This window comes from bacterium (assembly GCA_040755755.1).
Lineage (GTDB): Bacteria > SZUA-182 > SZUA-182 > DTGQ01 > DTGQ01 > DTGQ01.
The window spans coordinates 62,700-87,099 of record JBFLZW010000030.1 but is presented as its reverse complement, the minus strand read 5'-3'; the positions used below and the strand labels follow the sequence as shown (position 1 = coordinate 87,099).

General features: G+C 51.3%; 17 protein-coding genes and 4 tRNA genes. 15 read left to right on the top strand and 6 right to left on the bottom strand.

Annotated features, from left to right (window positions below; all coding sequences use genetic code 11):
- Nucleotides 1-32: 32 nt before the first annotated feature.
- From AB1611_09755 to asnB, 11 genes are all read left to right on the top strand, one after another.
- Nucleotides 33-110: transfer RNA gene (locus AB1611_09755), tRNA-His, on the top strand.
- Nucleotides 111-124: 14 nt separating this feature from the next.
- A tRNA-Arg gene (locus AB1611_09750) sits at nt 125-198 on the top strand.
- Between the two features lie 71 nt (nt 199-269).
- Nucleotides 270-345 (top strand) — tRNA-Lys (locus tag AB1611_09745).
- Nucleotides 346-525: 180 nt separating this feature from the next.
- A tRNA-Leu gene (locus AB1611_09740) sits at nt 526-606 on the top strand.
- Nucleotides 607-640: 34 nt separating this feature from the next.
- A complete protein-coding gene (gene tig, locus AB1611_09735) occupies nt 641-1,903 on the top strand; it encodes a trigger factor (GenBank protein ID MEW6379876.1) in 1,263 nt (420 codons plus the stop codon).
- 35 nt (nt 1,904-1,938) lie between these two features.
- Nucleotides 1,939-2,523, top strand: a complete 585-nt coding sequence (gene clpP / locus AB1611_09730) for an ATP-dependent Clp endopeptidase proteolytic subunit ClpP (protein MEW6379875.1) — start codon at nt 1,939-1,941, stop codon at nt 2,521-2,523.
- A 33-nt stretch (nt 2,524-2,556) separates the two neighbouring features.
- Nucleotides 2,557-3,801, top strand: coding sequence for an ATP-dependent Clp protease ATP-binding subunit ClpX (gene clpX / locus AB1611_09725; protein ID MEW6379874.1), 1,245 nt, complete (start codon nt 2,557-2,559; stop codon nt 3,799-3,801).
- A gap of 11 nt (nt 3,802-3,812) precedes the next feature.
- A complete protein-coding gene (gene lon, locus AB1611_09720; GenBank protein ID MEW6379873.1) occupies nt 3,813-6,221 on the top strand; it encodes an endopeptidase La in 2,409 nt (802 codons plus the stop codon).
- 6 nt (nt 6,222-6,227) lie between these two features.
- A complete protein-coding gene (gene der / locus AB1611_09715; GenBank protein MEW6379872.1) occupies nt 6,228-7,568 on the top strand; it encodes a ribosome biogenesis GTPase Der in 1,341 nt (446 codons plus the stop codon).
- Nucleotides 7,569-7,584: 16 nt separating this feature from the next.
- Nucleotides 7,585-8,319, top strand: a complete 735-nt coding sequence (gene truA, locus AB1611_09710; GenBank protein MEW6379871.1) for a tRNA pseudouridine(38-40) synthase TruA — start codon at nt 7,585-7,587, stop codon at nt 8,317-8,319.
- A 22-nt stretch (nt 8,320-8,341) separates the two neighbouring features.
- Nucleotides 8,342-10,246: an asparagine synthase (glutamine-hydrolyzing) gene (gene asnB / locus AB1611_09705; protein MEW6379870.1), complete on the top strand. Its 1,905-nt coding sequence runs from the start codon at nt 8,342-8,344 to the stop codon at nt 10,244-10,246.
- A 161-nt stretch (nt 10,247-10,407) separates the two neighbouring features.
- Here the strand turns inward: asnB and AB1611_09700 are convergent, their stop codons facing one another.
- The 5 genes from AB1611_09700 to AB1611_09680 form a co-directional block, all read right to left on the bottom strand.
- On the bottom strand, nt 10,408-13,239 hold the full coding sequence (locus AB1611_09700) for a site-specific DNA-methyltransferase (protein MEW6379869.1): 2,832 nt from the start codon (nt 13,237-13,239) through the stop codon (nt 10,408-10,410).
- Between the two features lie 182 nt (nt 13,240-13,421).
- On the bottom strand, nt 13,422-14,309 hold the full coding sequence (locus AB1611_09695; GenBank protein MEW6379868.1) for a hypothetical protein: 888 nt from the start codon (nt 14,307-14,309) through the stop codon (nt 13,422-13,424).
- 62 nt (nt 14,310-14,371) lie between these two features.
- Complete coding sequence (locus AB1611_09690) at nt 14,372-14,791, bottom strand: hypothetical protein (protein MEW6379867.1); 420 nt, start codon at nt 14,789-14,791, stop codon at nt 14,372-14,374.
- Nucleotides 14,792-14,796: 5 nt separating this feature from the next.
- Nucleotides 14,797-15,243 carry a hypothetical protein gene (locus tag AB1611_09685; GenBank protein ID MEW6379866.1) on the bottom strand — a complete coding sequence of 149 codons (447 nt, stop codon included), beginning with the start codon at nt 15,241-15,243 and terminating at the stop codon, nt 14,797-14,799.
- 149 nt (nt 15,244-15,392) lie between these two features.
- Nucleotides 15,393-18,401, bottom strand: a complete 3,009-nt coding sequence (locus AB1611_09680; protein ID MEW6379865.1) for a BPTD_3080 family restriction endonuclease — start codon at nt 18,399-18,401, stop codon at nt 15,393-15,395.
- A 432-nt stretch (nt 18,402-18,833) separates the two neighbouring features.
- Between AB1611_09680 and AB1611_09675 the strand changes: the two genes are divergently transcribed.
- The 4 genes from AB1611_09675 to AB1611_09660 all read left to right on the top strand — a co-directional run bounded on the left by AB1611_09675 (nt 18,834) and on the right by AB1611_09660 (nt 22,934).
- Nucleotides 18,834-19,907, top strand: coding sequence for an ATP-binding protein (locus AB1611_09675; protein ID MEW6379864.1), 1,074 nt, complete (start codon nt 18,834-18,836; stop codon nt 19,905-19,907).
- Nucleotides 19,908-19,938: 31 nt separating this feature from the next.
- The gene (locus tag AB1611_09670) at nt 19,939-21,342 is read left to right on the top strand and encodes a sigma-54 dependent transcriptional regulator (protein ID MEW6379863.1); all 1,404 of its coding nucleotides are present in this window, start codon (nt 19,939-19,941) and stop codon (nt 21,340-21,342) included.
- A gap of 393 nt (nt 21,343-21,735) precedes the next feature.
- The gene (locus AB1611_09665; protein ID MEW6379862.1) at nt 21,736-22,182 is read left to right on the top strand and encodes a response regulator; all 447 of its coding nucleotides are present in this window, start codon (nt 21,736-21,738) and stop codon (nt 22,180-22,182) included.
- A gap of 164 nt (nt 22,183-22,346) precedes the next feature.
- A complete protein-coding gene (locus tag AB1611_09660) occupies nt 22,347-22,934 on the top strand; it encodes a hypothetical protein (GenBank protein MEW6379861.1) in 588 nt (195 codons plus the stop codon).
- A gap of 128 nt (nt 22,935-23,062) precedes the next feature.
- On the opposite strand, the gene AB1611_09655 is transcribed toward AB1611_09660, so the two are convergent.
- The gene (locus tag AB1611_09655; GenBank protein MEW6379860.1) at nt 23,063-24,310 is read right to left on the bottom strand and encodes a nucleotidyltransferase family protein; all 1,248 of its coding nucleotides are present in this window, start codon (nt 24,308-24,310) and stop codon (nt 23,063-23,065) included.
- Between the last annotated feature and the right edge of the window lie 90 nt (nt 24,311-24,400).

Genomic DNA, 24,400 nt, shown 5'->3' with positions numbered 1-24,400 from the left:
CTGATAATCCTTTTTGGTGACAGATGATCATGGTGAGTGTAGCTCAGTTTGGATAGAGCTCTGGATTGTGGCTCCAGTGGCCGAGGGTTCAAGTCCCTCCACTCACCCCAATACCACGAAGAATGCGCCCGTAGCTCAGTTGGATAGAGCGTCGGACTTCGAATCCGCAGGCCGCAGGTTCGAGCCCTGCCGGGCGTATAATGAATGTATTTGACGTATTGAATTGAGTATTATATATACTATATTATTATAAATGCTTTTGGGTATGTGGGCCGTTAGCTCAACTGGCAGAGCAACTGACTCTTAATCAGTAGGTTGAAGGTTCGATTCCTTCACGGCTCACCAATTTCCCTGGTTTTTCGATTTGCCAAAAACAAGAGAAAAAAATTATCATCTGGAGGAACTCCTTCAAGTAATCTCAGGAAAGCGCTGAAAAAGAGGCTTTATCCGTGAGAGGGGTATTCCTCCATTCATTTTTATAGGCATTGTAAGGGGTTCACAAATAGCGCAAGCATTATCCTGAAAGCGAGAGTGGCGGAATTGGCAGACGCGCTGGACTTAGGATCCAGTGGGTTGACCATGCGGGTTCGAGTCCCGCCTCTCGCATAAAGATGCGATATAGCTAGGCGGGAGAGAATCTATGAAAGTCGATGTGACCGACTTAGAGGACAGTAAAAAGGCAGTCACGGTTGAAATCCCGGAGGATGTGGTAACCAGGAAGATCAACGAGGCCTATCGGCAGGTAGGTTCTGCTACCAGGCTGAAAGGATTTCGGCCCGGCAAGGTGCCAAGGGATATATTAAAGGTCCACTTCTGGAAAAAAATCGAATTGAAGGTTATCAAGGATCTGGTGCCTGAATATCTGGAAAAGGCTGTTACGGAAACAAGGCTCCAGTTAATCGGTTATCCTGAATTTGAAGGTGAGCTTCACGTTCAGGAGCATGCGCCTTTTTCCTTTAAGGTGATTGTCGCTGCCTACCCCAGACTTGAGTTACCTGACTACCGGGGTGTTGAAATCGACCGGATAAACGTGGAAGTGACTGAAGAAGATGTCCAGAATGCCCTGAAGGACCTGCAGGAGCAGCATGCCAAATATCAGGTCATCTCGGAACGTCCGGTCCAGGAGGGTGATCTGGTGATCCTTGATTATGAGGCTTCGGACCGTGATAATCCGGCCTGGAGCGAAAGCAAGAAGGATGCCGTGATCATTCCGGGTGCCAGACAATTTTTGCCTGAATTTTCTCAAAAACTTGTCGGCATGATCAAGGGCGAGGAGAAAGAATTCGAAGAATCATTCCCCGGCAACTACTCGAACCGGGAAGTGGCCGGGAAAAGAATTTTATTCAAAATAGCGATTAAGGAAATCAAAGAAAAAGTTCTTCCTGAGATTGATGACGATTTTGCCAGGGACTGGGATAGTGCCAGTCTGGCAAGCCTGAAAGAGGAAATTGCCGAGAAGATAAAAGAACGGCGTGAGGAGGATGCGAAGGCGAAAATGGCCAATTCCTTACTCGGCAAGTTAGTGGCTTCTGTTTCAATTGAACCTCCGGAATTGATGGTCGAACAGGAAATCGATGAGCTTTTCTATGATCTGGAGCTTCGGTTATTGGCTCAAGGGCAGGCGCTCGATAAGGCTGAATCGAATATTGCCAGGGTAAGGCAGAACCTGCGGGAAGCAGCGGTCAGGAATGTCAGGGTGGCCATGGTCTTGCAGGAAATCGCCCTGCGTGAAAGAATCGAGGTTCCCCCTGCAGAGGTCGATCATCAGGTTCAATTGCTGGCCAGGCAATATCATAAATCTCCTGAAGAAATTGTCAAAAGATTATCCAAGTCGAGAATCGAACGAAACATCCAAGACAGAAAAACAACAGACTTTCTGCTGGAACACGCGGTGCTCCGGTAACAGGAAAGGAAATGGGATATAAGGTGACGGAATCGATGAGTCTGGTACCAATAGTAATAGAGCAGTCCAGCCGCGGCGAGCGGGCTTTGGACATTTATTCCCGATTGCTGAAGGATCGGATTGTATTTGTGGGAAGCCCTATTGAAGATTATATCTCCAATCTCGTTATTGCCCAGCTTTTGTTCCTGGAGGCGGATGATCCGGATAAAGATATCCATCTCTATATTAACAGTCCCGGCGGGGTAGTGACTTCCGGATTGGCTATTTATGATACGATGCAGTATATCAAGCCGGATGTCTCGACCATCTGCATCGGGCAGGCCGCCAGCATGGGAGCCCTGCTCCTGGCTGCCGGTGCCAAGGGGAAGCGCTATGCCCTCCCTCACTCCAGGATATTGATCCATCAGCCCCTTGGCGGATTTCAGGGGCAGGCCACGGATGTCGATATTCAGGCCAGAGAGATTTTACTCATGCGCAGGCGATTGAACGAAATCCTGGTCAGGCATACCGGCCAGCCCGTTGACAAGATCCAGGCGGATACCGAACGGGATTATTATATGTCCGCCGAACAGGCCAAAGAATACGGTCTGGTGGATGAAGTAATCGTTAAAAAGATTTAATAGGTATTTTTATCAACCATAAGGGAATGAAAAATGGCTAAAGGTAAAAGCTCGAAAAATGTAACCTTAAAGTGTTCTTTCTGCGGCAAAACTCAAAATGAAGTCAAAAAGCTTATTGCCGGGCCGACCGTATACATCTGTGACGAATGTATAGAGCTTTGCAACGACATCATTGAGGAAGAATGGGAAGAGGAGCGGATCGAGAACTTTAAGAAGCTTGCTAAGCCAATTGAGATAAAAAATTTTCTTGACCAGTATGTCATCGGGCAGGAGCGGGCGAAAAAGACCCTGGCCGTGGCGGTCCATAACCATTACAAACGTATTGAAGCCAATGTCGATCCGAAGGATGTCGAGCTTCAGAAAAGCAACATCCTGCTGATCGGACCAACCGGTTCCGGGAAAACCCTCCTGGCCCAGACCATGGCCAAAATGCTTGACGTTCCATTTATTATCGCCGATGCCACCACGCTCACCGAAGCTGGATATGTCGGAGAGGATGTCGAGAATATCATCTTAAAACTTTTGCAGGCTGCTGATTTCGATGTTGCCAAAGCTGAAAAAGGGATTGTTTATATAGACGAAATCGATAAAATCAGCCGCAAGACCGATAGCCCGTCCATCACCCGTGACGTCTCGGGTGAAGGGGTGCAGCAGGCCCTGCTGAAAATTATTGAAGGTACAATAGCCAGCGTTCCTCCCCAGGGAGGAAGGAAGCATCCCCACCAGGAATATATTCAGGTTGATACCAAAGATATCCTGTTCATTTGCGGAGGAGCCTTTATCGGTCTGGAAAAGATCATTGGCCGACGGCTGGATAAGAATCCGGTAGGATTTTTATCCGGTGTCAAAAGTAAAAAAGAACAAAGCGCCTCGGATCTTATCGGCAAGGTTCAGCAGATCGATTTGATAAAATTCGGCATGATTCCGGAATTTGTCGGCCGTTTCCCGGTGATTGCCACCCTGACCGAATTGAATGAAGAGATGATGATCTCGATTCTCAAAGATCCTCAGAATGCCCTGATCAAGCAGTATCAGAAGATTTTTGAGCTGGAGAATGTCAAGTTGAAGTTTACCGACGATGCGCTGTCAGCAGTTGCCCACGAGGCCATTACCCGGGGAACCGGAGCCCGGGGCTTACGGTCGATTCTGGAAGATGTCATGCTCGACATCATGTACGATTTACCCTCACACAGCAGCGGGATCAAAGAATGCGTGATCACCAAGGATGTCATCGGGCGGCATGAGACGCCGATTTTTCTGTACGAGAAGGTAGGATAAGGTTTTCCCCCATGTTTTTTAAGGATAAAAATAAGCAGAAGAATAATCAGCAAACACGGGTTTTGTCGTTATTACCCTTGCGGGATATTATTGTTTTTCCCCATATGATCGTTCCCCTGTTCATCGGCAGGCCAAAGTCGATCAAGGCTGTCGAGAAGGCCATGCTGAATAACAACCAGATTATCCTTGCATCGCAAAGGAATCCCAAGGTTGATGATCCCCAGGTGGAAGATATTTTTGCAATCGGTACGATTGCAGAAATTTTACAGGTGCTCAAGCTTCCGGATGGCACAATCAAGGTGCTGGCCGAAGGAATAGGCCGCTGCCGGGTTGAGGAATTTATCGAGAGCAATGAATTCTTCAATGTCGTGGCTTCCGATTGTGAGCGGGAAATCGAAAATTCTCCTCAGATAGAAGCTTTAATGAGAAATATCAATACTCAGTTTGAAAAGTATGCCAAATCAAATCCCAAAATTCCGCCTGAGCTGATCCAGTCGGCCTCGAATATTAAAGAGCCCGGACGTCTGGCTGATATCATCGCCTCTCACGTGGTTTTGAAGATGGACAATAAGCAGGCCATTCTGGAAAGTCTCGACCCTGAAGAGCGGCTGATGAAGCTGTACAATTTCCTGTCAGCCGAGATCGATATTCAGGAACTGGAAAAGAAGATCCGCAGCCAGGTAAAGACTCAGATGGAAAAAACCCAGAAAGAGTACTACCTCCAGGAGCAGATGAAGGCCATTCAGAAAGAGCTGGGCACGATGGATAACCGGAAATCGGAAATCCAGGAGCTTGAGGAGAAAATCCGGGAGGGCAAAATGAATGCCGAAACCCAGGATAAAGCCCTGCGCGAGCTGAAGAGGCTGGAGTTGATGCCGCCGATGTCAGCCGAGGCCACGGTGGTCCGCAACTATATCGATTGGCTCATCTCACTGCCCTGGGACAAAAAGACCCGGGACAAGATCAACCTGGAAAATGCTGAAAAAATCCTGAATCATGACCACTACGGGCTTGAGCAGGCCAAAGAGCGGATCCTGGAATATCTGGCTGTCCGAAGGCTGGTCAAAAAAATGCGAGGTCCTATCCTGTGCTTTGTCGGCCCGCCGGGAGTTGGGAAAACCTCCCTGGCCCGCTCGATTGCCAGTGCCACGGGCAGAAACTTTGTCCGTCTTTCCCTGGGTGGAGTCCGGGATGAAGCTGAAATCCGGGGACACCGCAGAACCTATATCGGTGCTTTGCCGGGGCGGATTATCCAGGGCATGAAAAAGGCCCAGTCCAGAAATCCGGTCTTTCTCCTGGACGAGATCGACAAGATGAGCACGGATTTCCGGGGGGATCCATCGGCAGCGCTTCTCGAAGTGCTGGACCCGGAGCAGAACCACTCCTTCAGCGATCATTACCTGGAGGTCGATTATGACCTTTCGGAGGTCATGTTCATTACCACGGCCAATGTGATCCACAAGATTCCCGGCCCCTTGCAGGACCGGATGGAGGTCATCCGCCTGCCCGGATACACGGACCTTGAGAAGGTCAAGATCGCCTCGCTCTTTCTGATCCCCAAGCAGTTGAAATCTCATGGGCTGGCTGCCAAAAACCTCGAGTTCTCCGAAAAGGCGATTAAATATATCATCTACCGCTACACCAGAGAGGCAGGGGTGAGAAACCTCGAACGGGAAATCGCCTCGGTCTGCCGCAAGGTTGCCAGGCAGGTGGTTCAGAAAGGGAAGGATACCCATGTTCAGATCGGAGTGCACAGTGTCCCCAAATATCTTGGACCTCCCTGGTTTCCCAAGAAAGACAAGGCCCAGGAGGATGAAATCGGCATCGCCAACGGCCTGGCGTGGTCTGAAGTCGGAGGAGATATCCTTCCTATCGAGGCAGTCATCATGGATGGCAAAGGCGAGCTTACCCTGACCGGACAACTGGGTGATGTCATGCAGGAGTCGGCGCAGGCCGCTTACAGCTACATCCGCTCCAAGGCCAAAGAGCTGGGTATTTCAGGAGACTGTTTCCAGAAAAATGACATTCATCTCCACATACCGGAAGGCGCTATTCCCAAAGACGGCCCCTCGGCCGGTATTACCATGGCCACAGCTATGGCTTCGGTCTTCACCGGAAAACCGGTCCGCAATGATGTAGCCATGACCGGAGAGATTACCCTGCGGGGGAAGGTTTTGCCCATCGGCGGATTAAAGGAAAAGGTCCTGGCCGCTCACCGGGCGGAGATCCGGACCGTGATCCTGCCTGAGGAGAATGAAAAAGACCTCAAGGAAATTCCGGACATGGTGAAAAAAGTCACCCAGTTTATTCTGGTCAAGAGCATGGACCAGGTTCTGAAAACCGCCCTGGTGGGGTACTCTGATCGGGCGAAGGAGCAGCAGCCTGCTAACCGGGGGTTGCAGGCTACTTCGATCGGCTAATTAACCATGCCAATTCCCGTAGTAGCAATCGTAGGCCGACCCAATGTCGGGAAATCCACGCTTTTCAACCGGTTGATCGGCAAGCGTCAGGCTATCGTCGATGGCCAGCCCGGCGTGACCCGTGACCGCATGTATGCCACCTGCACCTACGACGATCATAGTTACCTCCTGGTCGATACGGGCGGGCTGGAACTGGATGCCAGGGAGGAAATCGCTGTCCAGATGCAGCATCAGACCGACCTGGCTGTCCAGGAGGCAGACCTGGTACTCTACCTCATGGATGCACGGGATGGACTCCTTGGCATAGACCGGCAGATCATCCAGCGGCTGCACCGAAGCAGGAAAAAAATCCTGTTTGTGGTCAATAAAATTGACATTTCTCCTTCCCAGCAGGTGCTGGCGGATTTTTATGCTCTCGGGGCACCATTTGTCACCATCTCGGCAGAGCATGCCGTGGGAATTTCCGATCTTATGGATGCGGTCGGGCAGGAACTGCCCCATCATGCCGCCGTACGCCCGGAAGCGGAGGAGGGAATCCGGGTAGCGATCATCGGCCGGCCGAATGTGGGCAAATCCTCTCTGGTCAATTCCTTCCTGCGTCAGGAGCGCATGCTGGTGACCGATGTGCCCGGAACGACACGGGATTCGGTTGACAGTTACCTCCGGTTCAACCGTCGGCAATACATTCTGGTCGATACGGCCGGGATCCGCAGAAAAGGCAAGACGGAGCAGGCCCTCGAAAAATACAGCATCATCTCCGCTCTCAAGCACCTGCAAGCTTGCGATGTTGCGCTCATCCTGATCGATGCGGTCGAAGGCGTCACCAGGCAGGATACCACCATTGCCGGATATGCCTATGAAGCTGGCAAGCCCTGCATTCTGGTAGTCAACAAATGGGACCTGGTGGAAAAAGACGATAAAACCCTGGGCTCCTTCGTTGACCGTATCCGATATGAATTGGCATACTTATCGTTTGCTCCGATTGTTTTCGTTTCCGCTCTGACCGGCCAGCGGGTCTTCAACATTCTCCCCCTGATTGAAACCCTGTATGACCAATACACCAAGAGAGTGCCGACGGGAGAGCTCAACCGGATTACCCGCCAGATTATCGAGAGCAAGCTTCCTCCACTCCACCACGGGAGGAAAATCAAGTTCTACTACCAGACTCAGGTTTCTACCAAGCCGCCGACATTTCTCTTCTTTGTCAATTATCCGCAGGCTATTCATTTCTCCTACGCCCGCTACCTCCAGAATCAACTGCGCAGCCTCCTGGGAATGGAGCAGATTCCGGTCAAGATCCATTTCCGGGAACGGGAAAAGAAAACCAGGTCCTCGTCGGCCACATGATTATGATACAACCCGCATGCGCACCATAAAATTGACCATTGAATATGACGGCACCCTCTATCATGGCTGGCAGGTCCAGCCGGGGCTGGTCACTGTTCAGGGAATCTTGCAGGATCGCCTGGCCAGGATTCTGGGCCATCCGGTTTGTGTTTACGGTGCAGGAAGGACCGATGCCGGAGTGCATGCCAAGGGGCAGACAGCCCATTTTCTCACCGAAAGCGGCCATTCTTCGGCAGTCATCATGCGCGCCCTGAATGCCCTTTTGCCGGACGATATTGTCATTCACCAGGCTGTGGACATGCATCCCACCTTCCACGCTCAATTTGATGCCAAAGAGAAAGAATACCGCTACTATCTCCTTCGCCAGCCTGAACGGTCCCCCTTCTTTCGCCGCTATGCGCTCTTTGTTCCGGTTCCCCTCGATCTTGAGCGGATGAGGGAGTCTCTGGCAGAGTTTGTGGGAACCCACGATTTTTTTTCTTTCAGTACAGCCGGTGACGAAAAGGAAAATACGGTCCGCACTATCACCTGTGCTGAGCTTGGGCAGGAAGGCCCATTGCTGGTTGTTATTGTGCGGGGCGAAGGGTTTTTGCATAAAATGGTCCGGCGGATCGTCGGCACGCTGCTCGAAGCGGGAAAAGGGCGAATCACGGCTGAGCAGATCGCACAGGTCCTGCGGACCAGGGATAAGCGCCTGGCAGGGCCCACGGCTCCGCCTCATGGACTTTTTCTGATGTCGGTAAGGTATTGACTATATTCAAATAGGACGAAAAATGTGCGGAATCTGTGGCTTTATCAATTATGACCTTCACCGGGAGGAAGCTTCCCAGGTCATCCACCGGATGTGTCAGGCCATGCATCACCGGGGGCCGGATGATATGGGCACGTATCTGGATCAGGATGCGGTGATTGGCATGCGCCGCCTCAGCATCATTGATCTTGAGACCGGCCATCAGCCGATTTCCAATGAAGAGCGGACCCTGTGGGTTGTGGCCAATGGGGAGATTTATAATTTCCGGGAACTGCGCGAGGGGTTGCAGGAAAGAGGCCATATCTTCAGGAGCGGCTCGGACTCCGAGGTGCTTGTTCATCTCTACGAGGAAAAGGGTGTCGAGTGCCTTCATCAATTGGTTGGCATGTTTGCCTTCGCTATCTGGGATACGAGAAACAGAAGCCTTTTTCTGGCCAGGGACCGGCTTGGCATAAAGCCCCTGCATTTTGCCCGCATCCGGGATGCCGTTGTCTTCGGGTCCGAGATCAAGGCGATTCTCGAATACCCTGGATTTGTGCGCACGATTGACCCGCAGGCAGTCAATCTGTATCTCACCTATGAATACATCCCTGCTCCGCAAACCATTTTTCAGTCTATTCAAAAGCTTCCCCCCGGCCACTTCCTGACCGTGAATCAGGGGGGCAGCATCCGCATTCACCAGTACTGGGACCTTGACTATCGCTCCAAGATCCGCCTGGCCAGTACGCACGAGTACCGGGAGGCGCTGCTTGACAAGCTCGCCGTGGCGGTCCGGCGAAGGCTGGTCAGTGATGTCCCTTTGGGGACGTTTTTAAGTGGAGGAATCGATTCAGGGATGATCGCCGCCCTGATGAGGAATTTCGCCTCAGACAGGGTAGACAGCTTCAATATCGGCTTTCGGGAGAAATCCTTTGATGAATCGGGGTATGCCAGAATTGTGGCTGACCATTTGAGGATCAATCACCGCAGCCAGACCTTCGATACCGGAACCCTGCTGACTGTTCTGCCGCAGGTGGCCGATAATCTGGATGAGCCTCTGGGGGATGCCTCGATTCTGCCCACCTGCCTGCTGTGTAAATTCTGCCGGAAATTCGTGACCGTGGCCCTCAGCGGCGATGGAGGAGATGAGCTCTTTGCCGGATATTACACCTACCAGGCCCACCGGCTGGTCAAACTCTACACCCTCATTCCCCGCCTGATCAGGCAGGGGGTGCTGGAGCGATTCATCAACCGGCTGCCGGTTTCCACTGATAATTTCAGCTTTGATTTTCGGGCCAAGCGGTTCATTGCCGGCATCGGCTATCCTGATGAGATCCGTCACCAGGTGTGGATGGGTTCCTTCACTCCGGATGAAAAGAAGAGCCTGCTGCACCCTGATTTTCGGGCAGCAATCCAGGGCCATGATGAATTTTCCCTTATCCGCTCTTACCTAAGCTCCGCGCCGGTAGAGGACTGGCTGGATGCGCTCCTCTACCTGGATATGAAGCTGTATCTCCAGGAAGACCTTCTGGTCAAGGCTGACCGGGCCAGTATGGCCAATGCCCTTGAAGTCCGGGTCCCCTTCCTGGACCATGAGTTTGTCGGTTTTGTCACCCGCCTTCCCTCTCGCCTCAAACTGCACGGCCTGACAACCAAATATCTGCTCAAGCAGAGCGCACAGGGGCTTCTGCCGCCATCGATCATCCACCGGCCCAAAAAAGGGTTTGGCATCCCCGTGGCCAAGTGGATCAAGGCAGAGCTGAAATCCCTGTTTGCCGAAGTCTTTGCCCCGGATAAAATCCAGGCCCAGGGAATATTCAACCCCGACTGTATCCAGCAGCTTTTACAGGAGCACTGGAGCGGACGCTTCGATCACCGGAAAAAACTCTGGACCCTGTTCATGTTCCAGATGTGGTACAGCCGGTATGCGGGCCAAAGGTCTTCATGAGACCTGTCTCTTTTACAGGTTATACTGCAGACGGGTTAAAACTTTACTTTTTGTCGAGAATTCAGGAGTCAGGAGTCAGGAGTCAGAATAAAGGCTATCTTTTCTTCTGACTTCTGACTCCTGGCTTCTGACTCCTAATAAGAAGTTCAATATTCACCCGTTCACAGTATATATACCTTGAGCACTTCATCACCATAATGATTGATGACCTTGACCGCGATTTTACCGCTTTTCGGACGTTCAAAGGGGCGGCTGGTCGTGCTGTAAAGCGAAAGCCAGGCGCTTTCGTCGATTTCCGCCCGCAGGGCCCGCTTAAGTTTGTCGTATGGTCGATCAGCGCCGCTGAAGTAAGCATGGCGGACAAAAAAACTTTCGCCGTTATAGTCGGTGTCTATAAACCAGCAGGCGATATCATCGGTTGAACTGCTGCGGATCTGGCCGGTTGTGGGATCGTATATATCCACACCTTTGAGCTTGACTATGATGGACTTTCCATCCTGCTGCGGTTGAATGTCTACATCCGGTTCGCCAAAAATCATGAACAGGTTGCCTGCGCCGGTTTTCTTGAGCAATTCATCCCCCATAGCCAGATCGGGATTCATACGGGCCAGGAGCACCTGGAGCTTGCCATACTGTCGCTGCTGCTCGGCTGTAATTCCCGCAGATGACTCTTTTGTTTGAGGGCTGAACTCAGTGGCCGTTTCACCGGCATGGGCATCAAAGGCGAAGCCGCAGACGACGAGCAGGTCAAAACCCACCCCCTGCAGCGCCTCTTTGGCTGCTTCCTTCACCTGATACGGGCCGACAGTGCCATGCTCCGGGCCTATGGAAACTGCTGCCCGCCTCACCTTGCCGTCGGCATCAGTGTACTCTCCGGCTGCCTGGATCCATCTACCGGCAAAAGGACTGAGGCAATCGAACCTGAGCCGCTCATTTTTCCGGGTATTCTGCACTCCGGCCTTGTGCAGGTTCTCAATAACCATTGTGGCAAAGTCGATCGCGGCGCGACGGGCGGTACCTTCGGTGGCCGGAGGGTCAGCATCGGCATCGGTACTGAGCACGCGGTGAGGTGACAGGCTCTCCACCGTGAATGGGCCGGTGACGCGAACGCGCTTGCTGTCTTCATAGGGCTGATCGTACAGCGTTTCCCTGTCAGCATGGCGGGCTATGGAAGCATCGATTGCCTGTTGCCGCTCCCGGCGCAACTGCCACCACCCGCCATGCAGGGCTTGGGCCTCTTCAGGCCACTGCGCTCCGGCCTCGCGCGGTATCTGCCACTCCTCCCAGGATTGCCCAAGCAGGCGATTAAGCCCGGTGCGCAGAGGCTCGGATTGTGCCTGAAAGCGGCTATGGATCTCATCGATCTCCGGGTTATTGGCTATCGATTTCAGCGTGACGTGCGGAACACGCTTATAGACAAAGCCCTTACGGATGTCGCTGGAAGTCCTGCAAGGCGGCGGCAGCTTGCCGGTCAATTCAGCTTCCTTGAGGGAGCCTTCGGGTGAGTCAGCCAGCAGGTAGTAGGAATACCGGGCCGACATGAGCCGCGTACGGGCCAGGGCCAGAGCCACCCGGCTGGTGTCAATGGTGATCCATCGCCGACCCCACTGCTCGGCAACGTATGCCGTGGTGCCGCTGCCGCAGGTGGGGTCGAGGACCAGATCGCCAGGGTCAGTGGTCATGAGGATGCAGCGCTCAATGACTTTGGTCGCGGTCTGGACGACGTACGTAGTTTCCGTGCCGATCATTGTCGCCTCCCATTTATTTTTCAATGGTACAACGGGAAAATCATCAGCAAAGCGCCTAAATTGCAATAGATTTCCGATTTCAACTACACGCCTACATTGCCAAAGCCTGTTGAATCCCTCCTTGCTTGTGCACCAGTGGCGGCCAGGTTTTGGGTAATAAGTCTTACCGGCAAGGCAAATAGGCTCTCCAGTTTTGCCTGCTGATTCACCTTGTGATAGCACACTTGTGTCACGCCATCGGCGTCCTTGCGGAATCGCATCGCTGCCTGAGAGTTGAGCTTTTGTCAGTTTAATGCTTTCGCCTGTAGGTAGCTCTACATAGTTATAGCGCTCAAGACCAGTGGTTTCATCACGGGTTAAGTAAAGTTGACGATATTTCACAGTATCTTTATTCTTTGCATAAAAGAGAAGCACATCAAAAACATTATCCAATAGGCCACTCGTCTTCGCTCCGGTCTTCTCAAAGACAATCTGACTTACAAAATTCTCCCCCCCAAACACCTCATCCAGCAGACACCGCACCAGATGTACATTCTCATCCCCGATCTGCACGAACACGCTGCCTGTCTCGGTCAGAAGCTCCCGCGCCACTACCAGCCGGTCGCGCAAATACGCCAGGTACGAGTGAATTCCCAGCTTCCAGGTATCGCGGAAAGCCCGGATCTGTTCCGGCTGGCGGGTGGCGTCTTCTGGCTTGCCGTCCTTCACATCGCGTTTTCTGGTGCTTACCTGCCAGTTGGAGCCGAATTTGATCCCGTAGGGCGGATCAATATAGATCATCTGCACCTTGCCCTTTAAGCCTTCTTTTTCGGCCAGCGAGGCCATTACCAGCAGTGAATCGCCCAGGATCATGCGGTTGGACCAGTGCTGCTCGTGGTGGTAGAAGTCAATCAACTGCTCGAAGTCGATGCCATTGAAATCATCGAACAGGCGCATTTGCCGCTCAGCCGGGCGACTGCCGGTCTTTACGCGCCGCAGGTCTTCGATGATGGCCTGTGGATGAATCTTCTCCTGGATATAGATAGGGACAACCGGCACAGCCAGGTCGGTCCGGTCCTGCTCATCCTTGCCTTTCCACACCAGTTGCGGGTCCAGTGACGGATCACGGGGATAGAGCAGAGTCTCAGGGGCCTGCTCATCCTCGGCCACAAAATCGCGCAGCTCTTCGGTGGGGATGTTGATCCGCGTATCCTGATGACGCAGAGATTCAACCGAAATCGTTCGGGTGTTCTTTTTCTTTTCCATTATGTACTTTCCTTACAACTACTCAGGTTGTTGAGGCTGTTGTAGTCTGTAGTCTGTAGTCTGTTAGTCTAAAAGCCTTCCTTGCGGTCGGGACGCCCTGTGTCTCCTCCTACAGTTTAAATGCCTGCAATCTATCTAACTGAGTAGTTGCCTTCCCTTATGGCTTATTGTAGCCAAAGAATTCATCCCAGCATTCGGAGAATTTTTCTAAATTCGGCTAATGACTTTACCACAACAGCTTTCTTTAACAACTCATGCAAGGCAGAAATCTCATCGATCTTTTTTATTGATTTAATCAGTTCGACCGGAACTAAATCAAACCGTGTTTCCAGGACCTTTACGATCGACTCCTGAGCAGTTTCCCTCGCACCCTGCTGGATTCCCTGCTGGATTCCCTTCTCGGTTGCCTCATCAATCCATTCCTGGAAAATATTGGCTTCCTTAATCATGGCTATTTCCTCCTTAAATAACTCTTTTACCCACTTCTCTTTAAAGTGACGAAGAGCCAGGGTCATGGCTATTGATAACAGATTTGCCCTTTCCTTCTCATCCTCCACCTGCCCGATCAGTTCCTTTTCCCTGCGCAATACCTTCTCATCGGGATGGTCGGCCATCAGGATTAAAAAGGGCGCAAGCTCTTTCCTCTTCCCGCTCTCGATCTCTTCCCGGTACTCCCACAGGTGTATGGTTTCAAAGCGGTATTGATTCGAGCGGCCATGCAGACTGACCTCATAGCTGTGCTGACAAGTGCTCCTGGTCAGATAGAGAATCACCCCAACGACTGGCAAACCTGTGTCCCCGTGCAGGAGGGCACACTTGATGAAGGCACTCTTTAACGCCTCACGGTCAGGCTTGAGTTGAAATTCAAAGATAAAATACCCTTCCTCATCACCCCTGCTCACGTGCCATGCGTAATCGCACCGCATCTCAGGCAGATTAAGCTCAGGGTTTTCAACCGTGATCTCCAGCCCCTCAACCTCGGCAGGATCAATCAGCAGACTGAGAAAGATATGAGGATGATACTTGGCCAGAATCTTGAGGCTGCGATCATACGGCTTAACCTTTTTCATTTTTTGTTCCTCGGTTCTCCCCCCCGGTAGAATGCCCAGCCACAAACTTACACGGTGGAGACTTACAGGAGTATCTTCACAATACTTTGAAACTCCTCCAGTGAATTAACCACGGCTGCTTTCTTCAGGAGCTTGTGCAATATGGCAAGCTCATTGACCTGCCTGATTGATTGTACCAGCTCATCAGGAACAAGGTTAAACCGTGCTTCCAGTACCTCTTTGATCGACTCCTGCGCACCTTGCTGAATTCCCTGCTGGATTCCCTTCTCGGTTGCCTCATCAATCCATTCCTGGACAATATTGGCTGATTTGATCATGGTCATTTCCTCCGCAAAATATTCTTTTACCCACTTCTCTTTAAAGTGACGAAAAGCCAAGGTCATGGCTATTGATAACAGATTTGCCCTCGCCTTCTCATCCTTCACCTGCCCGATCAGTTCCTTTTCCCTGCGCAGTACCTTCTCATCGGGGTGATCGGCCATCAGAATTAAAAAGGGCGCAAGCTCTTTCCTCTTCCCGCTCTCGATCTCTTCCCGGCACTCCCACAGGTGTTGGTTTCAAAGCGGTAGGTATTGGTGCAGCCATGGAAGCCGACCTCATAGCTGTCTTTATGGGAACCCTTCTCCCTCAGATAGAGGATGACCCCGATTGCAGGAAGCCCCATAGCCTCATGTATCAGGGCACACTTGGCGTAGGCGCTGCGCAAAGCCTTCCGACTGGCCCGAAACTGGAATTCAAAGACAAAGTAAGCCTCCTGCTTACCATCGCTTACCCTCCATGCATAATCTATTCGCTTCTCCGGCAGGTTAATCTCAGGGTTTTCCACCCTGATCTTGAAATTCTCGACAGATTCGATTAAAAGGCTCAAAAATATTTTCGGGTAATGCCTGGCCAGAACCTTGAGGCTGCGATCGTAAATATCTACCTTTTTCACTCTTCACTCCTTCGCTCTCTAACACGCTCGGTTCCACCCTCTCTTGAGAAATGGGGCTTCCATTTATTATTATAACTCAAGGCAGGTTCTTTTGTTTACACCCATTCCACTCCCAGGAGAATCCCCACTGATATCCAGCTTCTCTCCCCTTATCTTGAGCCGACCGGTTCCCTGAGATAATCTCGGATGATATGCCGGGCATTCCAGGGATCGGCAATTTCAAGAAAGGCCCAGCGGCCAAAGCCGCCGTGGTTATTGATCGCCGGGACCCACAGAGTGCGGGCAGTCATCACCTTGGCTGCCTTATCCTTCTTCTTTTCGCCGGTAACCTCGATGATGAGGTTGAGCAGGTCCTCATTCCCCCGGCCATCATCAATGCAGGCAATGAAATCCGGGATATATTGCCGCTCCTCACCGTTGATCGTATAGGGGATGGTGAACCCGAGGTTGTGGTTCTTTACATAGCGGATTACCTCATCCATCGCCTCCAGCGTTTCTTCCATCTTTGCTTCCCAGTTGCTGTCCAGCACAGTATGAGAGACATGGCACTTATCGGCCAGGGTAGCATATACCGGACGGGTGGTATCGAAGTCCACGAAGCGGGTCGATCCGAGCGTATCATAGGGTCGAAGGATAGGCTTAATCGTCAGAGTACTGTCGGTTGACTGAATGATGGCCTGATAAATAAGGTCAGCAGCGTCATGGGCAAACTGAATGAGCAGCAGCAGTTGCAGGAAGGTGCTGTCTTTTAAAGTCAGGCACTCGGTCAGCCACTGCCTGGCGATGCCAAGCAGTTGAGGAAAGAGCCAGGGTTTGTCATAACCGCCGTCATCACGGAAATACTTTTCAAGGGTGAGTTTGGCCAGGAGGAAGGCAACTTCATTTGGCCGCCGACGCTTCAGGTCATCGAGAGTGTGGATGCTGCTTTCACCGACAATGGGGGCGTTTTCGGTCCTGGTCGGGACATCGGCAGTTGACAGCGTGAGTCTGGTGTTCTCGGTGAAAGTGGCTCTCAGCCGCTCGCAGGCCACATTGTATCGGTAGCCAAGGAGTCGCGGAAAGGTGATCTCACAGGCGATTCGCTCTTCAATGGCATGCACGCGGGTCGGCATCGGACCCGGCCTGGGATTCGGGCTGGAGCCGGAGCAGGGGATAAACGAAAAGGGCACGCCGTAAACTTCGGCGTATTCCGGGTCGAACCTGCCCTGGTCATTGACAGCGTAACGCATGCGCCGCAGTGCCCGTCCGACCACCTGCTCGCACAACAGTTGAGTGCCAAAAGCACGCACACCAAGAATGTGGGTAACGGTGTTGGCGTCCCAGCCTTCAGTGAGCATGGATACACTGACCACACACTTGATCCCTTCTCCCAGCTTACCCTGCTTGCCGACAGTATTCATTACCTCGCGCAGCAGCTCTTCGTCGGTAATGCTTTCGATGCTGCGACCAGGAAAACGCAGGCAGTATTCAGCTTTGAACTCCTCAATTTCACGGGCAACGATTTTCTTGAACTCCTGGCTCATGGCCTCCCCGGATTCAAGCTGTTCACTATCGACCAGGATCGTGTTTGGGCGGTGGAGCCAGTCGCCACGGCCGTCATCGTTGCGGAAAATTTCCAAAGCTCCAGCCTGAATAATTCTGCGTTCTCCGACCTGTTTTTCCCATCCGGCAATATAATCAAAGACAAGCTTCGAGACATTGGTATTGTTGCAGACCACGATAAATACCGGCGGAGTGATGCCCTTGGCCCTGGCTTCGGCATTGCTCTCCCACAGGCGGTAATATTTTTCGTAGTTGCTGGAGAGGCTGTGGAGTGCACCTTGCAGTTCCAGCGGAAGTTTTGGCTCACCGCCCAGCTTTTCGGTTCTCCTGCCTTTGCGGGGCAGGTGCTCACGGATGCGCAGCCAAAGGTCACGATAGGTGGGCTGCTCTCCGGTCACGGAATCGTCAGCTACGGGCACGCGGGGCACCTTGACAATACCGGACTCTATGGCATCGATAAGGGAAAAGTCGGAGACAACCCACGGGAAGAGCGTTCCTTCGGGATACCCGGAGCCGCGCAGAAAAAAAGGCGTAGCTGACAAATCATAGATGGCCTTGACCCCGATCTTGGACTTTACAGCTTCGATGCCTGAAATCCAGATCCGGGCTTCTTCATCACGCTTCTGTGCTTCCCTGCGATCTTCAGCGGTAAGCTTCTCACCCGCTCCATCAAGGGAATTATTGGCAATAAGGTCATCGGGTTTGCGGCGATAACAGTGATGTGCCTCATCGTTAATAATGATGATGTTCTTTTTATTGCCGAGCTCACGGCATACGCGGCGCACCATCTGGTCCGGTGTCTCGGTGAAAGCTCCGGTGGCATTTCCGGCCAGGATAGCTTTGGTGAGTTTTCCGGCAGTGACTTTCTCCCGCAACAGAAAAGCATGAAAATTGGTGATCAGAATCCTGGCCCGGTCAAGCTGCTCCAGGAGATAACGGGGAAGAATATCCCGCTGGCGGTAATAGTTATTGGGATCATTGGGCAAAAGCACACGCAGCCGGTCACGGATAGTTATGCCCGGTGTAATCAGCAAAAACGTATCGGAAAAACGGGCATCATGGGGATTGGCTAATTTGTTCAAGGCATGCCAGGCAATAAGCATGGCCATGACTACCGTTTTCCCTGCTCCTGTAGCCATTTTGAAAGCCATGCGGGGCAGGCCGGGGTTCGATGTGTCGTTTGCCTCACGCAGGGTGTTTTCAATCCAGGCATCACCGTATTTCCGGGCGACTTCGGTGATGTAAATCGCTGTTTCAAGTGCCTCAATCTGGCAAAAAAACAATTTCCTGTCACGGTCAGGATCGGTCCAGTGGTGCAGAAGGCGACTCGTAACAGGCGTCACGCCGACATAGCCGCCTTTGCGCCAGATACCGACCCGTTGGCGGATCTGATTAATAACCTGGTTTTCTACAATGCGGTCCTGTGTCCATTCAGTCTCGAACAGTGATTTTTGCCTGCTCTTCTTCCGTGGCCGTGCGATAGGAACAAAATAAGAGCTGGCACGGCGGCCATCAATAACTTCATTGGATATGCCCTCATCGGTAAAACAAAAATGCCTATTGGGTTCGGTAAAGGGCGAGTTTAAGATCGGATTCTCTATGACTACTTGTTTCATATGGCTTTTCCTGAGCTAATGGTAATATCTTGGATCAGGCTAAAAGCTTTCCCAAAAATCTCCACGAAATTACAGGGAGAAATTACAGTTTTTCAATCCCCATGCAAAAATATTATCCATCCTGGATCACGATCTAGTCAAGAAGAATCGATTATAGTGGCTGGTTTGGGCCAGATGTTTCCCATCTTTTTCAGGCTACCTGTATTCTCCTGGAGGGGCAGCCCCTGCCAGAGAGTCTCTCCTGCTGTAGCCGCCCAAGGCAAGCAAGGGGCCTGTCCCTTCAATGATGTGTCGTTGCCAGATTGGGAAGATGGGGAACATTTGGGCTTGGGCATCTTGCCTTGACATCTGTTTTGAAGAAAATATAATTATAGTATAAGGTCTTCGAGGAATACCCTTTCTTGTTGAGGAATGGAGCCAGTCGGTTAATTTATGGATTACCGGGATAGATTTAAAGGCATTTTCTACGGGGTGGCTGATATTGTATCGCTTATTGACACCGACTACACTATCTTAATGGTCAATAAGGCTTATGAAAAATTATTGACCAAATCCGCTCATGAATGCATTGGAAGTAAATGCTACGCTATCATCCGTGAGCGGCAGGACCCGTGTGAAGATTGTCCGATTCTGCATACGAAGATTGAGAACGGGACTGCTGAGAAGTTATTGATCTCTATTGGAAATGACAATGTTTATATCACCCGGCATCCCATTTATAATGAACAGGGATCGTTGCAGGGAGTATTCGAGATTGGCCGGATTGTAACCAGGGAAATAAAGATGCAGCAGGAAATCCAGCATCAGGGAAGACTGAAAATCATGGGCGAGCTTGCCTCCTCCATCGTCCACGAAATCAAGAACCCCCTGGCAGGCATCGGACTGATGGCCGTATCCGTTATGGAGCGGTTAAACCAAAAAGATACGATCTATCAAGATATTGAAAGCATCCTGCACGAGGTCCAGCGGCTGGAGAGTCTTCTTGAAAATCTCATGAACTTTGCCAAACCCAGCCCTTTTGCCTTGAAGAAAACAAACATCCATCAGCCGATTGACAATACCTTAAGTTTATTGAGCAGGAAGTTAAGCTTGGGTATGGTCAAGGTCAAAAAGGTCTACGACCTGAAGATTCCCAAGGTCATGATTGACCCCTCAAAAATGCAGCAGGTTTTCTTTAATATATTTCTCAATTCCTTAACAGCCATGCCGGGTGGCGGTGAAATCACCATTACAACAACTGCCCTGCCTGAAAAGACCGGCGGGCATGAAGGACGGCGCGGCCAAACAGGGCAGGTACAGATAACCATTCAGGATAATGGGTCTGGTATCAAAGAGGAGGACCTGCCTTACGTATTCGATCCATTCTTTACCAAATCCCCGCAGGGCACAGGATTGGGGCTTTCGATTGCCTTCAGAATAATAGAGCTGCATAAAGGCTCGATAACTATCCAGAGTCAGGAAGGACAAGGTACTACCGTCAGGATAAGTATCCCTGTCAGCTTATGAATTGTCTGGAAGATGCAGGTGTGGGAGAGCTATGGCTTACCGGGTTCTCATTGTTGACGATGATCAATTGATGGCCAGAAGCTTAAGCCGCTGCCTTGAATCCGAGGGTCTGGCCGGTTTTCCTGTCCCCAGCGGGGAAGCTGCCCTGGCAAGGCTCACCAGGGAGGACTTTGACCTGGTACTGCTTGACCTTTCCATGCCCGGAATCAATGGTTTTCAGACCCTGGAAGGCATCAAGGCCGATCATCCCGATCTGCCGGTTATCATCCTGAGCGCCTCGCAGGACATCCACGATGCGATTGAGGCCATGAAGCAAGGTGCAGACGATTATCTCATCAAATCATCGAGTATGGACGAAGCGGTAAGGCTGGTGGCAAAAAAAGCTCTCAAAGCCCATAACCTGGCAAAGGAACATGCTCTTCTGAAAAGGCAGGCCCAGGAGAGAATCAACCAATATCATCTGATCACGGAAAGCACCGAGATGAAGCAGGTTTATGGATTAATTGAAAAAATTGCCAAAAAAGAACACAGCACGGTACTCATTACCGGCGAGAGCGGTACGGGCAAAGAGGTGGTGGCCAGGACAATCCATAATCTCAGCCCGAATCCGGACAAGGTCTTTGTCGATATCAGTTGCTCAGCCTTACCCGGCTCACTGGTTGAGAGTGAGCTTTTTGGTTTTGAAAAGGGAGCCTTCACGGATGCCAAGAGTGCAAAGCAGGGCTTACTTGAGCTGGCCGATGGCGGGACCCTGTTTCTGGATGAAATCGCCACCTTAAACCTTTCCGTACAGGCCAAGTTGCTTCGCTTTCTTGAACAGCGGACCTTCCGGAGAATCGGAAGCACGGTTGACCGCAAAGTGGATATCCGGGTGATAGCGGCCACAAACCGGGACCTGGCAAAAAAGGTTATCAGCGCTGAATTCAGGGAGGACCTTTTTTACCGGCTCAATGTATTTCCCATTACCATCCCGCCTTTGAGAGAGCGCAGAGACGATATCATCCCTCTGTCCGATTTCTTCATCCAAAGATTTAACCGGGAGTTCCACCTCAATATTCAGGGACTCCATCATGAGACTGGCCAGCTTTTGGTTCAGTATACCTATCCCGGAAATATCAGGGAACTGAAAAACATTATCGAGCGGGCCATGATTATCGAAGAGAGCGACCGTATTACCCCCGCTTCCCTGCACTTTCCCAAGGGGGAAATGTTTTTTGCCGAACCGATAAGTACCCGCCCAGTGCATCTTTCATCTGGCGGAAACCAGAGTCAGGGGGAGTTTCAGACCCTGGCCGACATGGAAAGGGACCACATCCTGAAAGCCCTGAGACATACCGGCGGCAATAAAGAACAGGCCGCCAAACTCCTGGGGATCGGAAGGTCCACACTTTTCCGGAAACTGGCCGGTTTCGACGATACGAAGCCGGAGCGATGATCTCTCCAGGCTCCCGGCATCAATCATTCCATTTTGGGATGCTGAGGGACTGGTAACCATCTCATTCCGGGACTTTGCGCCTCTGCATCAAGGAGCGCTCCTGTCAATCATCCCCTTAATATACCGGGAAAATATAGCAGGAAATTTCCAAAACCCACTTTAATCAAGTCTGGCCTGATAAATGCATTTCTCAATTGCAAGAATACGTCAGGTTGCTTCCCGGCAAATTGAAGGATCAGGATCCACCAGAAAGGCAACAAGCATGAAATGATGCCTGTATGGATCCCTGAGCTGCACTGAACCGAAATGCTGAGAGAAATTGTCAGACAGACAGGCTCCTTCCGTGTGACTAATCCTTAAATTTAAACAACTTGGTGAAATGAGGAGGTATTTTTGCCTGCACCTCGTTTCTCTACCGGAACTTTTACAAGAGCTCCAGGTATGGTATGTGGACGTGTGGACATCATGGTTAGTAAGATTAGCAGAATTTTGATTGTGGATGATGAAATTATCCTTTGTAATGCTCTAAAGTATCACCTCATCCAAAAGGGTTACGAAGTCGAGATCAGCACTTCAGATAAAGAATTTCAGGACAGGATAACTGCTGGCAAATTTGATCTCTTGTTGCTTGATCTTCATCTCAATGGCATAGATGGGCTTGATCTTCTCCGGACAGCCAGAGACATCAATCCTGATATGAAGGTAATTATGGTTTCTTCTTACCTTGATCAAAGCAACGTTTCGAAGGCCAGGGAACTTGGTGCCTATGAATGTGTCAGTAAAAACAGTCAGATGTTTCAAGTGCTGGATCAGGTGATTGCAAATATAGAGGCATCATAATTCAGGTTTCACTATAAGGAGGGTAAAGAGGGGGCAGAATAAAAGTTTAAGTGCAGTAATAAAGTAAAGCGGTTTTGCGAAGTTTATCGGTGAGTATTTGGTTATTTAGGTTTTTAAAGTATATTATATTATGATAATCAGGTAAGCAAATGAGGTTAAAGAGTATGTGTTGTAAAAATGAAGTTAGATACGGAGTATTTACCTTAGTTGTCTTTTTTGGGCTTTTCCTTTTCACTAACCTTTCACAGGCACAATATACTGCATCATACGGATCGTATCCGTCCTATTCCACCTACGGAACCTATGGAAGTACCGGTTATGGATCGTACCCAGGCTATTCTTCATATGGAAGCAGCGCGTATAGATCGTACCCAAGCTACTCCACCTATGGAAGCACATACGGTACCTACCCAAGCTACTCCACATACGGATCATACCCAGGCTATTCCGCATACGGAGGAGCCGGGTATATGTCATATCCAGCCACATACGCCGGTTATGGAATGTATGGCGGCGGTCTGTATGGCGGATTAGGTGGCGTGTACGGTGGCCTGGGTGGTTTATATGGCGGTCTGGGCGGCTTATATGGAGGCTTAGGCAGCATGTATGGCGGTCTGGGCGGCCTCTACGGCGGCGGACTGTATGGCGGCCTGGGCGGTGCGTACGCTGGTCTGGGTGGCTTGGGAATGCTTGGTGGCCTAGGCGGTTTGGGCGGAATCGCTGGTCTGGGTGCTGGAGGTCTTGCTATCTAATCGGAAATCTCAAGTCCTAAAGGGATGCAAAGCTCAGGGGCATCTTCACTGTGCCCCTGAGCTTTTGCTCACTCCAATGAAAAAGCCTGCATGAGAGATACCATCTCTGCGGGCTTTTTAAATTTCACTCAGCGCGACATGAGCCAGTCTCTGAGGGCAAGCTGGCTGCTCTCAAGCCTGGCCAGGGGTACTACTTGGGCGTCACGGCGAAACAGCCGCCACAGGGTATATCCGTAGCGAAGGAGCAGATCCTTCATACGCACCGGATAGTAGAAATATATCCGGGCTGAGTCCTGAGGCACCTGATATATCCTGGCCAGGTATTCCCGGGAGGGGAATGCCTTTTTCACAAGAAGGGCTATCCTCTCGGTGGGGCTTTCTGGTCTCCAAAACCGGGCGACATCCGTCGTCAGGGCCAGGCAGTCGCTCGTCTTCATCATGGTATGAGCTTTCAATCCAGCCACAAACTGCGGCTCGACAGGATTTGATTTGAGAATGTCGAGGAGATTTCCCGAAGCAGCCTGCCCCCCCAATTCCCTGATGAGAGAGAGCATGAGATAGAGGGGCCTGTCCGTCCCCCACTCCCTGGAGCGATCCAGGAGCTTCTGCCAATCCATTTCAGCCTGATAGCGCTTCATGGTTTCGGTCAGGTCACACAATGGCCTTAACCCCACACCTTCCAGGATATGCTGGACCGCATGCAGGCACAGATGCAGCATCAGGTCCTCGGGGGATAAGACCGGCATTTGGACGTCATTGACCACCATTGGCCGTGCTCTTTGCCACAGCCCGTCAATATCTACGGTAAAGGGAGTATCGGGAGGCTCGATGTGCCAGTGAATCTCGATCGGGACGGACTTGTCTTTGACAAAGGGAGGCAGATGGCGACTTTGGGTACATACCTCCTCGATCTCAAAGGGCCTGGCGGGATGATAGCCAATGCCCGATAATACCTTCACCGCTGCTGCCAGGTCTTTTCTTTTAACCAGAAGGTCCAGATCACACATCCGCCGAAGAGCAATATTACCGTAAACAACCTTGGCCAGGTGCGCACCTTTCAGGACAATGACCGCAAGGCCATGATCCTGGAATGTCCGGACAATGGTTGATAGCTCCTCGTACAGGTGCATATTCTTCAAGGCATTGGCGTGGTAACTCTCCCGCAGCTTCCGGGTAACAGGAAGGGGAATGACGGTTTCGGAACCGGCGGCTTTCAGCCGGTGATAGAGCAGGGGAGCCACTTGAAACCTGATCGCCTGCCGTACGATCCTGTCCCAGTCAGCGGGCGATAGCTCCGCGAACTCGTCCGCTGCCGGATATCCGGCCCCCAGGCCAAGACAGGAGATTAATGTTTCACCGATGATGGTCGGATTCATGATTGCCTGATGTTACGATAAGTCATCCTGACTGTTTGAGGTCACAATTTGTGACCTCAAAAACACTTGTCACTTAAAGACAGGGGGCAA